The sequence below is a fragment of the Lysinibacillus sp. FSL K6-0232 genome, assembly GCF_038008325.1.
GTDB lineage: Bacteria > Bacillota > Bacilli > Bacillales_A > Planococcaceae > Lysinibacillus.
In genome coordinates, this window is sequence record NZ_JBBOYW010000001.1 from 2,744,353 (window position 1) to 2,758,546 (window position 14,194).

Annotated in this window: 11 protein-coding genes; 7 read left to right on the top strand and 4 right to left on the bottom strand. The window is 36.7% G+C overall.

The features are described 5' to 3' along the window. The 4 genes from lon to MHB42_RS13405 form a co-directional block, all read right to left on the bottom strand. A complete protein-coding gene (gene lon, locus MHB42_RS13390) occupies nt 1–2,325 on the bottom strand; it encodes an endopeptidase La (protein WP_340808599.1) in 2,325 nt (774 codons plus the stop codon). A gap of 230 nt (nt 2,326–2,555) precedes the next feature. Continuing rightward, on the bottom strand, nt 2,556–3,827 hold the full coding sequence (gene clpX / locus MHB42_RS13395) for an ATP-dependent protease ATP-binding subunit ClpX (protein WP_340806767.1): 1,272 nt from the start codon (nt 3,825–3,827) through the stop codon (nt 2,556–2,558). Between the two features lie 571 nt (nt 3,828–4,398). After that, nucleotides 4,399–5,688 (bottom strand): trigger factor, encoded by a 1,290-nt coding sequence (gene tig, locus MHB42_RS13400; protein ID WP_340806768.1) that lies wholly within the window; start codon nt 5,686–5,688, stop codon nt 4,399–4,401. A gap of 112 nt (nt 5,689–5,800) precedes the next feature. Next, a complete protein-coding gene (locus MHB42_RS13405) occupies nt 5,801–6,790 on the bottom strand; it encodes a hypothetical protein (protein ID WP_340806769.1) in 990 nt (329 codons plus the stop codon). A gap of 283 nt (nt 6,791–7,073) precedes the next feature. On the opposite strand from MHB42_RS13405, the gene MHB42_RS13410 reads away from it, so the two are divergent. The 7 genes from MHB42_RS13410 (at nt 7,074) to MHB42_RS13440 (ending at nt 14,156) form a co-directional block, all read left to right on the top strand. Next, the gene (locus MHB42_RS13410) at nt 7,074–7,538 is read left to right on the top strand and encodes a hypothetical protein (RefSeq protein WP_340806770.1); all 465 of its coding nucleotides are present in this window, start codon (nt 7,074–7,076) and stop codon (nt 7,536–7,538) included. 180 nt (nt 7,539–7,718) lie between these two features. Beyond that, the gene (locus MHB42_RS13415; protein ID WP_340806772.1) at nt 7,719–8,561 is read left to right on the top strand and encodes a DUF2785 domain-containing protein; all 843 of its coding nucleotides are present in this window, start codon (nt 7,719–7,721) and stop codon (nt 8,559–8,561) included. A 782-nt stretch (nt 8,562–9,343) separates the two neighbouring features. Beyond that, nucleotides 9,344–10,234 carry a cytochrome aa3 quinol oxidase subunit II gene (gene qoxA, locus MHB42_RS13420; protein ID WP_340806773.1) on the top strand — a complete coding sequence of 297 codons (891 nt, stop codon included), beginning with the start codon at nt 9,344–9,346 and terminating at the stop codon, nt 10,232–10,234. A gap of 50 nt (nt 10,235–10,284) precedes the next feature. Next, nucleotides 10,285–12,228, top strand: a complete 1,944-nt coding sequence (qoxB, locus tag MHB42_RS13425) for a cytochrome aa3 quinol oxidase subunit I (protein WP_340806774.1) — start codon at nt 10,285–10,287, stop codon at nt 12,226–12,228. Nucleotide 12,229: 1 nt separating this feature from the next. Further along, nucleotides 12,230–12,829 (top strand): cytochrome aa3 quinol oxidase subunit III, encoded by a 600-nt coding sequence (gene qoxC / locus MHB42_RS13430; RefSeq protein ID WP_340806775.1) that lies wholly within the window; start codon nt 12,230–12,232, stop codon nt 12,827–12,829. Continuing rightward, nucleotides 12,829–13,113: a cytochrome aa3 quinol oxidase subunit IV gene (gene qoxD / locus MHB42_RS13435; protein WP_340806777.1), complete on the top strand. Its 285-nt coding sequence runs from the start codon at nt 12,829–12,831 to the stop codon at nt 13,111–13,113. Before qoxC ends, qoxD begins: the two co-directional genes overlap by 1 nt. Nucleotides 13,114–13,298: 185 nt before the next feature. Next, nucleotides 13,299–14,156 carry a DUF6612 family protein gene (locus tag MHB42_RS13440; protein WP_340806779.1) on the top strand — a complete coding sequence of 286 codons (858 nt, stop codon included), beginning with the start codon at nt 13,299–13,301 and terminating at the stop codon, nt 14,154–14,156. The last annotated feature ends 38 nt before the right edge of the window (nt 14,157–14,194 follow it).

The window sequence follows — 14,194 nt, forward strand, 5'->3', positions numbered from 1 at the left end:
CTAAAAACCTCCATCCAGTGCATAGGCTAACACTTCATCAGCCGTTGACACTAGTTTAAATGTAAGCTGCTCACGTACGCTATCAGGAATATCTTCTAAATCTCGTTCATTATCCTTTGGACAAATAATTGTCGTTAAGCCTGCACGATGAGCACTTAATGTTTTTTCTTTTAAGCCCCCAATTGGTAATACACGACCACGTAGTGTAATTTCACCTGTCATCCCAACCTCACGACGAATTGGGCGATGTAAAATGGCTGAAGCAATTGCTGTCGCCATTGTAATACCAGCAGAAGGTCCATCTTTTGGCACAGCACCTTCTGGTACATGGATATGAATATCATGTGTTTCAAAATATTCTGCATCGACATTTAGCTTATCCATTTTTGTACGCACATAGGATAATGCCGTTTGTGCAGATTCCTTCATCACTTCACCAAGCTTACCAGTAAGCTGTAACTTACCTTTTCCGGGTGTTAAGGACACTTCAATTTGTAGTGTATCGCCACCAACTGTTGTATAAGCTAATCCTGTAGCAACTCCTACTTGATTTTCCTTCTCTGCCTGCCCATAACGGAAACGGTGCTTGCCAAGTAGCTGCTGTAATGATTTGGAGTTGACGGTTACACGTTTTTTCTCACCAGATACAATAATTTTAGCAATTTTACGGCAAAGCGTAGCAATTTGGCGCTCTAAGCTTCGAACTCCTGCTTCACGCGTATAATAACGTATAATATCGATAACTGCTTCATCTTTAATAATAACCTGTGTTTTTTTCAAGCCATGCTCTTTCAACTGCTTAGGTATTAAATGGTTTTTCGTAATTTGTGCTTTTTCAATTTCCGTATAGCCTGCAATTGAGATCACTTCCATACGGTCTAATAAAGGTCCCGGGATTGTACTTAAATCATTGGCTGTTGCAATAAACAAAACATTGGATAAATCATAGGACTCCTCAATATAATGATCGCTAAATGTATTGTTTTGTGCAGGGTCTAAAACTTCCAGCATTGCTGCTGCGGGATCCCCTCTAAAGTCATTAGACATTTTATCAATTTCATCCAATAAAAATACAGGATTAATAGTGCCTGCTTTTTTCATTCCTTGAATAATTCGCCCTGGCATTGCCCCTACATACGTACGGCGATGACCACGAATTTCCGATTCATCACGTACACCACCTAAGGAAATACGGACAAATTTACGATCTAGACTCTCAGCAATCGAGCGAGCTAATGATGTTTTCCCTACTCCTGGCGGTCCTGCCAAGCATAAGATAGGGCCTCTCAAAGAATTTTTAAGCTGGCGTACCGCTAAATATTCAAGGACACGCTCTTTTACCTTTTCTAAACCATCATGATCACGGTTTAAAATTTGTTCTGCATAATTGATATTCATGCGATCCTCTGTAGCATCTGTCCATGGCAAGGAAATTAGCCAATCAATATAATTGCGAATAACGCCACTCTCTGCACTAGCAGCTGGTAATTTTTCATATCTATCCAGTTCTTTAAGTGCGACTTCTTTTGTGGAATCAGGCATCCCAACTTCATCGATACGCTTACGTAATTCTGCTACTTCACCAGTTTTCCCTTCACGATCTCCGAGTTCTGTTTGAATAGCTTTCATTTGTTCACGTAAATAGTATTCCTTCTGTGTGCGCTCCATCGATTGCTTTACTTTGGAGTTAATCTTTTTTTCAAGATCCAATACTTCCTGCTCATCGTGTAAACGAATAATTAGATGATCAAGTCGCTTTTTCACACTCAGCATTTCCAGTACCTCTTGCTTATCTGCAATTTTAAATGGCAAATGAGAGGCAATAATATCCGCTAAACGACCCGGCTCTTCAATATCTGCTACTGTGCTAATCGTTTCATTTGTGATTTTATTAGAGGACTTTGCATATTTTTCAAAATACGTTAGTAGTGTACGCATTAAAGCCTGTGTTTCTACATCTTTACTTGTTGATTCCTCTTTAATATCAACATCAACAACCGTATACTTCTCTAGCACACGGTAATTTGTCCATGTTGCCCGAGCAAGCCCTTCCACTAAAATACGCAATGTGCCGTTTGGCAATTTTAACATTTGTTTCACATAAGCAACTGTGCCAATCGAATATAAATCCTGCTCGTCAGGTTGTTCGTCATGCATTTCCTTCTGTGTTACTAATAAAATCATTTGGTCTTCTAACATTGCTTGCTCTAACGCCGCTACAGAACGATTTCTACCCACATCAATATGTAACACCATCGATGGGTATACTAAAAGCCCACGTAAAGGCAATAATGGTACATTCGTTGTTTTTTGTATAGCTACCATGCGGGCATTCACCTCCGTCAAAATTTTCATGTTCACATCCCGCGCTACTAGTATGTGTTTAAAAAACTGATTCACACTAGTTAATCATGCGAGCCAAAAATTTCTTTTAGTTACAGCTGGTATTATGTAAGAATGAATAAAAAGCTGATCTTCGATATGTGCGAACATTGCACAACCGAAGTCAGCTAATTACTCTCTATCTCATAACCATAGACAGCTATGTCTGTTCGTTATGCTGAAGTTTTTGTGTCGCTACCTTCATCGAGTACAGTGCCATCTTCAAGAAGCAATTTCGGTTTCTCTTTATCCGTAATTGTTTTTGCTGTAATGATACATTTTTTCACGTCTTCACGAGAAGGCAATTCGTACATTACATCAAGCATTGTTGACTCAATAATTGAACGAAGACCACGTGCACCTGTCTTACGCTCAATTGCTTCCTTTGCGATGGCAACAAGCGCATCTTCATCAAATTCAAGCTCAACACCATCTAGTTCAAGCATTTTTTGATATTGCTTCGCTAGTGCATTTTTTGGCTCTGTTAAAATTTGTACAAGTGCAGCTTCATTTAATTGCTCTAGACTTGCAAGTACGGGTAATCGACCAATGAATTCTGGTATTAAACCGAATTTCAGTAAATCCTCTGGAATCAATTTGGCCATAATAGAACCTTCATCTACATCTGTTTTACTTGGATCGGAACCAAAACCAATTATTTTTTCACCTTGACGGCGTTTAATGATTGCTTCAATACCATCAAATGCTCCGCCAACAATAAATAAAATATTAGTTGTATCGATTTGTAAAAATTCTTGATGAGGGTGTTTACGTCCTCCTTGTGGTGGAACGCTTGCTACTGTTCCTTCAAGAATTTTAAGAAGGGCTTGTTGCACACCTTCACCAGAAACATCACGTGTGATTGATGGATTTTCTGATTTACGAGCAACCTTATCAATTTCATCAATATAGATAATGCCCTTTTCAGCACGTTCAATATCATAATCAGCTGATTGAATTAATTTTAATAAAATATTTTCAACGTCCTCACCAACATAGCCTGCTTCAGTTAGTGAAGTGGCATCTGCAATAGCAAATGGAACATTTAATATACGTGCTAATGTTTGAGCTAATAAAGTTTTACCGCTACCAGTTGGGCCGATTAACACAATGTTCGATTTTGCCAGTTCTACATCATCGATCTTACTATTCGTATTGATGCGTTTATAGTGATTGTACACTGCAACTGCTAATGCTTTTTTAGCGCGCTCCTGTCCAATAACATACTCGTCTAAAATCGTTAAAATTTCCTTTGGTTTCGGAATATCTTGGAATTCAATTTCCTCTTCCACACCTAGTTCTTCTACAACGATTTCTGAACAAAGCTCGATACATTCATCACAAATATAAACACCAGGACCCGCCACTAATTTACGTACCTGTTCCTGTGGCTTTCCACAGAATGAACATTTTAAATTGCCTTTTTCATCATTAAATTTGAACAATATGTTTCACCCCTATTCAAGCAACAATCTTACAAGATTATTGAACCTTTATCAAATAAATTGTCTGCACGATTTATGTCATTGCATAGATGATCGTGTACCATCATGTTGTTTACTTCATTTCTCACGATGAACAAATTTTGAAATAGATGTCCATTTTCATCAAATGAATGAAGCTCTCCTAGAAATATTAGCAGTCACTTTTACCCATTTAGCATTCCTTCCTAGTTGGCAGGAATTTGTTTGCTTCACGACTTTACGGTGTACTAATGTTTATAGCTCTTCACTACTGACACTTGAGATACAAGTTGGCATCAAATGACTGACATCTCGATCAGCTACATAGCTTTTCTTTAAAATCTACTACATTTATTCGCCAAGGTTTACTACATTCAAGAGAAGGATTTTGTCAATGAAGTTTAATTTCCCATCGTGTAAAACTAACAATACTATGTATAAGTGAAGTGTAAAGTAAGTAAAATAGGACTGATTAAACAGTCTATGTGATAAAACAAGGCACGGTTAAATGCCGTACCTTGTTTTCTATTAGCTATCAAGTTACATAAAAATCTTATTCAGTAATTTTAGCGTTTTCTACTAAAAATTCAACTGTTTTTTGAATTTTAATGTCATTTTCTAGTACAGCTGTACCGCCTAAAGCATCTGTAATTTGCTCTTTTGTCATATTGAATTGAGCAGCCATTTTTTCTAATTCTACTTCAATATCAGCTTCAGTTGCTTCAATTTTTTCAGCTTCTGCAATCGCTTCAAGTGTTAAAGATACACGTACACGGCTTTCAGCTTCTTCTTTCATTTGACCACGTAAATCTTCTTCAGATTGACCTGAGAATTGATAGTAAAGGTCTAAATTCATACCTTGCATTTGTAAACGTTGACCAAACTCTTGTAACATGCGATCTGTTTCAGAGTTAATCATACCTGCTGGTACTTCAAATTCAGCATTTTCTGCCGCTTTTTCTACTAGCTCATCGCGAAGAGCCGCATCTGATTCCGTTGCTTTTTGAGCAGCAGTTTGCTCTTTAATTTTAGCGCGTAAAGCGTCAACGCCTTCAACCTCTGGGTCTAATTCTTTTGCAAATTCATCGTTTAATTCTGGAAGAACTTTTGTTTTTACTTCTTTCACTGTTACTTTGAAAGTTGCTTCTTTACCAGCTAATTCAGCTGCATGGTATTCTTCTGGGAATGTTACAACAACATCTTTAGACTCGCCAGCTTTTACGCCTACAAGTTGCTCTTCAAAGCCAGGGATGAAAGAACCTGAACCAATTTCTAGTGGGTAGTCCTCACCTTTACCACCTTCAAAAGCTTCTTCACCTACGAAACCTTCAAAGTCGATTACTGCTGTGTCGCCTTCTACGATTGCTTCGTCTTCTTTAATTTCAAGCTCTGCTTTACGAGCTAATTGCTCTTGAATTTGAGCTTCTACTTCTTCATCAGTTACTTCTACTGGAAGTTTTGCTACTTCTAAGCCTTTGTATTCACCAAGTTTTGGCTCTGGTTTCACTGTTACTTGTGCAGTGAACGTGAAATCTTGACCATGTACAAAGTTTTCTGTACCAGAAATTTCTGGGTAATCAACTGGCATAATTCCCGCTTCATCAATTGCTTTTGCATAAGAATCAGGAACGATGATTTCTAGTGCGTCTTGGTATAAAGATTCAATACCAAAGCGTTGTTCAAACATTTTACGAGGCATTTTACCTTTACGGAAACCTGGTACGTTAATTTGTTTTACAACTTTTTTGAACGCTTGGTCCATTGCTGCATCTACTTCTGCAACTGGTACTTCAACTGTAAGAGTACCGATATTACCTTCTTGTTTTTCCCATTTTGCTGACATGTATAAATACCTCCAAATAAATAATCAAGTTTAAATGTTAGACAATTCATTCGTAACTACGATTTTGACAACCATTTTAGTATAACATAGATGTGTATAGTTTCAACTTTTTTCATATCGACTGTAGTTCTGTTAACTTTTCTAACATTTGTAAAAACTCAACGATTTCATAATCCATTTCTTGCACATTCCCTAACATTGAAAAGACAAAATCAATATAGCTATAGGCAACATCATCGGCTTCAAATGGATGCCATTCAAACGGATATGTGACAATAGCATGTTTCGCCATTAAATATTGTACCATTTCTAAGGTCGATGGGTCTTGCTCTAATTTATTTTCAACAATATTTTTTATTTCCTCATATTGTGGCAGCTGATTTGGTAATGCAAGCTGTGCAGGATTAACCGTTGCTGTTTGATTAAATTTTGACACGTTAATATCCATTGCCACCTCTTGTTCCACTAGTAAAATTAAAGCTAGGCTTTGGACAAATGGATGAATGCTGGAGCATTCAACAATAGCCTTTAAAGCTTCTTTCAATTGCCTTACATTTGTATCCATTAGACGATGCAGGCGATTAGATTGTTCATTTGGTGTAAGCGCACAAAATTGCGTCAGCTCATATTCGCCTGTTTCTACAAAATATTGCGCCTGCTCCTTTTTTGCAAGATTGTTAGATACATCCCGATTCAAATTTTTCAAGCGTTTAAATTTCTCAGCTTGGTCATATGGTAATACATTTTCTTCAAGAAGCGTTGTAATTAACGTTTCTACATGATTGTATTCCTTTAGCTGCATACATATAGTAATGTACAACTCCATCACTTCTGCATATAATGTTGTTCCCATCGCAAGGAGCTGTTCACATACATGTTTCGCTTTAGCATAGTTTTTTACTTCGTATAAAGCAAAGGCATAGGCACTAAGAGCAAACTCATCTCCTGCTTCATACATAAATGCTTTTTCAAAACTTGCAACAGCCTCTTCATATTGATAATTCTCTGCAAACTTATGCCCTTCACGTATTAAAGCTTGGACAGTGCCTGGAAAAACTACAATATTGTTATGTTTAATAACATGATGTTTCCGTTTTGTCATTTTTCTCACCTCTTTATGGCTATTTTTCACTTTTTCTCACCATCGACAATGACCAAAGCAATGATTTTGAATTACCTTTTGCTATTACTTTGCACTAAAAGCACAACAGTATGCCTATACCACCTGAAATTAGCAGTAATTATTTTGACTCATTTAGTAAAAAATCATTGCTTTTGTATTCATGTTTTGTAATAAATTGTATTATACTTAGAATAGTCTAAATTTTTATGCTATTCATTACTCTCTATTAAGAAATCACGTTTTTTCACAAGGAGTGGACTACATGCAATTACTAGATACAATCACTGAATTTGATCATTGTATCTCATCTGCATTCAAAGCACGATCAATTAAAGTCATTTCATTCGCTACAGCGAACGGACCTCGGCAAGATAGTCCGTTAGAATTTGAATTTTTAACGCGTACAAAGGTCGATGTATACACTCAAGAAGCCTGTACTTATATTTTGCGTATCCAAGGCTTGATTCCTAACCCTATTTCACTTGGTCATCCATATGAAGTGCTGTCAATTATCCCACAAAAAGTAAATATTGAATGTAACTATAAGCTACTACATCTTGATAAAAAGGATATGCAACAAATTTTACAGCACCCTAAGCCAGATCAACATTATAGTGAATGGCTAATTGATGCTATCAAAAATACCAATATTCTCGTTGAGCTAAAAACAAACCAACATACCTATACAGAATGGCCTATCGGTATAAAATCAGCATCCATCTTATAGTTTGATCAGGACATACTTTTAAATAGGTATGTCTTTTTTATGATATTTCCTTAATGCGCTTCTATCATAACAACTTTCTATTGTTTCTGAAAATAGAAAGATATCTGCCCCATCAGCAAATTAAGGCAATTCGAGCTATAATATACCTGTATCAATTTTAAGATAGGGGCTTATCAAAATATGATGATTCAAGAAGCATTACAAAATTTTTCTACCATGACACTTTCTGAGCGACAAGCATTTATGTCACAGCACGGTGAATGGCTATTACAACAAATGTTAGCACACATTGGCTCTACAGATGCTGAACTACGTGACCATTCTATTTATCGTACATTTATTGATTTGCTAAGTGATAATTTGTTAAGCACACAGCAACTGCAATATTTATTTCAAACGGCAATAAGCGAGGATTTCCTTTATTTACACATAGGTGAAAATAATACAGATAGTGTTTTTACCCGCTCATTTTCTGCACTACTTGTTGCAGGTCTGCTTGCCAAGGATGCTGAGCTGCTTGTTTTAGATGATGATGACCTGCAAACATTCTTTAAAAAAATTGGTCGCTATTTACTAGTAGAGCAAGATACAAGAGGATATGTACAAGACAAAGGATGGGCTCATAGCATTGCTCACGGTGCAGATTTAGCCGCAACAGCCATTAAACACCCCAAATTCAACTTACAATATGCACCATCTATCTTACATGCATTAAAGCTTGTTACATGGAAAGACATTGTCTATATCAATGATGAGGAAGAACGTTTCGTTAATATTGTAGAGGCATTATTAGATCAGCACTACTCTGAAGAGGCACTTATTGAATTTGTAGAGCAGTCCTTTGATAAATTTGAAATACACTTAATGACACAGGGCTATAATGAAAGTTTCTTTAGTGGACGTACTAGTACATTAAACTTTATGAAAACATTGTATTTTTCTTTAAAAATGAATAATAAAGCCCCTCAGCTTCAAAATATCATTTATGGACAAGTAGCAAAATGGTTAAAGCTCGGTGCCTAGCTGGCTTTTAGAAAAATGCTATTCTAGTCCGTATCCTGCTTATTTTGCATAAATTTTTCTACCTTGTTAGCAAACTAGGATAATTCTTAGTTTGCTTTTTTATTTTTCAAATAGAACATATACAGGAATTTTATGGATAACAAAGAAAATTTATTATTATTTCAAAATAATTATATCCTCTTCTATTCTATACCTTTTCCATCCTTTCTTATCACTGAGAATTCACCCTATTATTTCCATACCCCCTATTGGCTTTTACTCCTTATTTTAAAAAAAGGCAAATAAAAAATAAGCTTATACTTGTCAAAGCACTGACTTTATTACAAATCAGCGTCTAAAATGTGAAATACATTTTTCACAAAAAAAATTATTTACTTAGTTAAATATCAAGAATCCAGTGTTTTCAACGTTTTTACAGTGTTTAATAAACAGCACTTAAAAATATTAATATTGAAATAATGATTTCTGTTCAAAAAATGTTCAAATTCAACTCCCCTTTACTATCATTTTCATAACAAAATAATGTTTTTTCTTAAAAACAGGGCGTATAATCCAAGATGCAAACAACGACAAATTGTGACAATCATAGGTGCGTGCAATGCACAAGCTTGCAAACGATTGCACAATTATTGCCTTTGCTAATGTTCGCATTAGATCAATCAATAATTGATTGATACGCCATTATAAAAGAGGTGACCTCAGTATCCACTATTTGTAAATGTGCACTGATAAAAAAACACAAGAGTTTTATGAATAGCTGTTCTAATAGAAAGGAGTCAAACATGAAGAAAAAATTAAGTTTATTGTTTGTAGCATTAAGTGCCCTTCTCGCTGGATGTGAACCATTAACAGTGTTCAATCCAAAAGGACCAAATGCTGAAACATTATCAAACACAATTATTTTATCCATTATTACAATGGCCTTTATATTACTAGTCGTGTATGTGCTTTTAGCCTTTATGCTAACAAAATATCGCGCTTCCAAAGCACCAGCAGATTATGAGCCTCCCCATGAAGAAGGCAGCCATTTGCTTGAAATCACTTGGACAGTCATTCCAATTATTATCGTAGCATTTTTAGCAATCGTAACGGTTAAAACAACATCTACTGTAGAAGCGCAGCCAGCAGGTTATGACGATAAGGAGCCTTTAGTTATTTATGCATCATCCTCTAACTGGAAATGGCATTTTAGCTATCCAGAAGAAGGTGTGGAAACAGTCAACTATGTCAATCTTCCAGTGGACCGTCCAATCGAGTTTAAACTTTACTCATTCGGACCAATTACAAGCTTTTGGATTCCTCAATTAGCAGGTCAAAAATATGCGATGAGTGATATGTTAACAACGATTCACCTAGCTGCTGATGAAGTTGGTTCATTTATGGGACGTAACTCTAATTTCAATGGTCGTGGATTTGCCGAAATGGAATTCGAAGCACAAGCTATGACACAAGAGGACTTCGATCAATGGGTGGCTGATGTCAAGGCAAAAGAAGAACCTTTAACTGAAGAAAAATTCGATGAGCTTTTAGAGGCAGAGCATGTTGGTCGCCAAAGCTTCTCATCTACACATTTAGATTTCAGACCTGCACCAATGGAGCATGGTAAACATATGGATATGGAGCATGACGATATGTCTGACACAGATATGGAGCATGAACATTCAGGTCATTAAGATTGAACACATATACCTATTAATTTTTAATGCTGAAAGGAGCGCATCCCATGAGTATGGAAGAATTATTCCATCCAATGCAAGAACCGATGATTTTAGCGGCAGCTATTAGTATCGTTGTTGGAGCAGTCGTGATTGTAGCTGGCCTTACTTATTTCAAAAAATGGGGCTATTTCTACAAAAACTGGCTATCAACTGTTGACCATAAAAAAATCGGGATTATGTATATCGCAGTAGCCTTATTAATGCTATTCCGCGGTGGTATCGATGCACTATTAATGCGTGCACAAACAGCCGTTCCAGATAACGGACTTCTTGATGCACAACATTATAATGAGATTTTCACAACACACGGATTACTAATGATTTTATTTATGGCAATGCCATTTGTTATTGGGTTAATGAACATTGTGATTCCTCTACAAATCGGGGCACGTGATGTTGCATTCCCACGTCTAAATGCAGTCAGCTTCTGGCTATTCGCAGCAGGTGCTGGTTTATTAAACTTATCATTTATTATTGGTGGTTCACCAGATGCTGGTTGGACAGCCTATTTCCCACTAGCAAGTACGGATTTCAGTCCAACGGTTGGGAATAACTATTACTCTTTAGCCCTACAATTATCAGGGATTGGTACATTAATGACAGGTGTTAACTTTATTACAACGATTATTAAAATGCGTGCACCTGGTATGACATTAATGAAAATGCCAATGTTTACTTGGTCCATTTTAATTACAAATATTATTATTGTCTTTGCATTCCCAGTATTAACTGTAGCGCTTGCACTAATGATGCTTGACCGTCAATTCGGTACAAAATTCTTTGCGATGCAAGATGGTGGTATGGATATGCTTTGGGCCAACCTCTTCTGGGTTTGGGGACATCCTGAGGTTTATATTGTTATCCTACCTGCTTTCGGTATTTTCTCAGAAATCATTGCAACATTCGCACGTAAAAACTTATACGGTTACAAATCAATGGTGATGAGTATGGTGGTCATTTCCCTACTATCATTCGTAGTTTGGGCCCACCACTTCTATACAATGGGTCATGGTGTAATGGTAAACAGTGTATTCTCTATTACAACAATGGCAATCGCCGTTCCTACTGGGGTTAAAATATTCAACTGGCTACTCACAATGAGGCACGGGAAAATTCAGTTTACAACCCCAATGCTTTATGCGCTTGGCTTTATTCCAATCTTCACAATTGGTGGAGTTACAGGGGTTATGCTAGCGATGGCAAGTGCCGACTATCAATATCATAATACAATGTTCTTAGTTGCCCACTTCCACTATGTATTAATACCAGGTACTGTATTCGGTGTACTTGCAGGATACCATTACTGGTGGCCAAAAATGTTTGGTTTCCGTTTAAATGAAAAATTAGGGAAAGCTGCTTTCTGGTTTATTGCCGTAAGCTTTAACGTAACATTCTTCCCACTATTTATTTTAGGTTTAGATGGTTATGCTCGTCGTATGTACACATACTCTGAATCTACTGGCTACGGTCCATTGAATATGCTATCGTTTGTCGGTGCATTAGGATTAGCAGTCGGCTTTGTATTACTTGTCTATAATATTTACTACAGCTGGAAACATATGCCTCGTAATGAAAAAGCAGATGTTTGGGATGGTCGCACACTTGAATGGGCTACTCACTCACCAGTGCCAGAATACAACTTTGCGGTAGTACCAACAGTCACTCGTTTAGATGAATTTTGGTTTGCGAAAAAAGAAGGTCGCGATATTACAGCAGGTACAATTGAAAAAATTCATATGCCTAATAATACTGGCACACCATTTTGGATGAGTGGATTCTTCTTCCTTGCAGCATTCTTCGCTGTCTTCAATCTATGGATTCCAGCCATTATTAGTATGCTTGGTGTATTTGGCTTTATGATCCATCGTTCATTCGAAAAAGATCACGGTCGTTACATTTCAGTTGAGGAAGTAATGGCAACTGAAAAAAGCTTGAGAGGTGATAAATAATATGAAAATCGATTCTTCACTTCCATTAGAATATAGTACAGAGGAAAACCGCCTAAAAATCTTTGGTTTTTGGGTTTTCCTCGGCGCCGAAATCGTGTTATTTGCCACGTTATTTACAGTGTATTTCACACTGCATACACGCACAGGCAGTGGCCCAAATGGCGCTGAAATTTTTGAATTAACGCCTGTCTTATGGGAAACATTCTTATTATTAACAAGTAGCTTTACAATTGGTCTTGGCGTTCACGCAATGCGTATCGGCCGTAAAAAGGCAATGATGACATTTTTCATTATTACCCTTTTACTAGGTCTTGGCTTCTTAGCCATTGAGATTGATGAATTTGTCACATATGTACATGAAGGTGCAACAATTCAAACAAGTGCATTTTTATCATCATTAATGACATTACTTGGAACACATGGTGCCCACGTAACATTCGGTTTCTTCTGGGGCGTAGCGATTTTAATCCAAGTCGCAAAACGTGGTTTAAATCCACAAACAGCAAATAAAGCGTTTATCTTCTCATTGTACTGGCATTTCCTAGACGTTGTTTGGATTTTCATCTTCAGCTTCGTCTACTTGAAAGGACTGATTAGCTGATGAAGGAATTATTCCCTAAACAACATGTCATGGGCTTCGGCTTCTCATTATTACTGACACTTGTCGCTTTAGCCGTTGTAACCTTTGATATGAGTTATAAAATGGCATTCGCTATTTTACTTGTCACTGCCCTTGCACAAGCAACTGTACAATTAGTATTATTTATGCATATTGGCGAATCTGAAGATAAGAAAACGTTATATACAACGATTTTATATTCAGTATTCGTAGGTGTTGTAACAATTATTGGTACATTGTTCGCGATGATTTGGGGCTATCATTAACAAACAAAAAGCTGTCTCAAAATACCATGCTAAATGGTATTTTGACGACAGCTTTTATTTGATTCCTTTGACCCTTTCCAACTAGTACAATACGATGATTTTCTTTAAATAACGAAACTTTTCCTTTTTTACCATGTATACTAGAGCAAGATAGTATTTATTATCGAAAATAGGAGATGAAGCGAATGAAGAAATTTATTAAAGTATTAGCAGTTGGAACACTCGCATTAACACTCGCCGCTTGTAATTCTAGCGCTACGCCTAAAAAAGATACAACAAAAACAAGTGACCTTACTTTAGAACAAGTATATGATAAGGCTGTGGAACGTCAGACAAATATTAAAAGTGCAAGTGCCACGATGGATATGACACAGGCAACAAAGGTTGGTGCTGGTGAGGAAGCGATGGAGTTTTCTTCTAGCACAAAAATGGATATGGATTTTATCGTTGATCCGCTGGAAATGCATTTATCAGGCACGATGACAATGCCTAATATGCTAGGTGAGGGTGGAGAAACAACAGACTTACCAATGGAAATGTATATGAAACAAGGTACAGGATTCTTCATGAAGGATACAGCATCTGATAGCTGGTTAAAGCTTCCTGATGATAACTTTGATGAAATTTTAGAGCAAACAGCTTCCTCTGCAGATGCAAAGGAACAATTAGAGCAGCTAAAATCATTTATCGATGACTTCTCATTTGAACAAACAGATGATGAATATGTACTAACATTAGATGCAGAAGGCGATAAATTTAAAGCATTAATTGATGAAGAAATTGAAAAATCAATGCAAGGTATGGAGCTAGGTGAAAACCCACTAGATGGACTAACAATTGATCAAATCAACTATGTTCTATACATTGACAAAGATACATTCGATACAAACAAAATGGATATGAATTTTGACTTAAAAATGAATGTTGAAGGTAATGAAATGGTGATGAATACAAAATCAGTTATCACATACACGGAATTCGATCACCTGAAAACAATTGATATCCCTCAAGAAGTTATCGATAACGCTCAAACAATTGAATAAGTAAAAGAACCTGCTTATCGCCACCTTAGCGTACAAGC

Excerpts from the sequence above, each read along its gene's own strand:
- qoxD (WP_340806777.1), top strand. The coding sequence starts at position 12,829 with ATGAAGGAATTATTCCCTAAACAACATGTCATGGGCTTCGGCTTCTCA.
- qoxA (WP_340806773.1), top strand. The coding sequence starts at position 9,344 with ATGAAGAAAAAATTAAGTTTATTGTTTGTAGCATTAAGTGCCCTTCTC.
- MHB42_RS13405 (WP_340806769.1), bottom strand. The coding sequence starts at position 6,790 with ATGACAAAACGGAAACATCATGTTATTAAACATAACAATATTGTAGTT.
- MHB42_RS13415 (WP_340806772.1), top strand. The coding sequence starts at position 7,719 with ATGATGATTCAAGAAGCATTACAAAATTTTTCTACCATGACACTTTCT.
- qoxC (WP_340806775.1), top strand. The coding sequence starts at position 12,230 with ATGAAAATCGATTCTTCACTTCCATTAGAATATAGTACAGAGGAAAAC.
- tig (WP_340806768.1), bottom strand. The coding sequence starts at position 5,688 with ATGTCAGCAAAATGGGAAAAACAAGAAGGTAATATCGGTACTCTTACA.
- lon (WP_340808599.1), bottom strand. The coding sequence starts at position 2,325 with ATGGTAGCTATACAAAAAACAACGAATGTACCATTATTGCCTTTACGT.
- MHB42_RS13410 (WP_340806770.1), top strand. The coding sequence starts at position 7,074 with ATGCAATTACTAGATACAATCACTGAATTTGATCATTGTATCTCATCT.
- MHB42_RS13440 (WP_340806779.1), top strand. The coding sequence starts at position 13,299 with ATGAAGAAATTTATTAAAGTATTAGCAGTTGGAACACTCGCATTAACA.
- qoxB (WP_340806774.1), top strand. The coding sequence starts at position 10,285 with ATGAGTATGGAAGAATTATTCCATCCAATGCAAGAACCGATGATTTTA.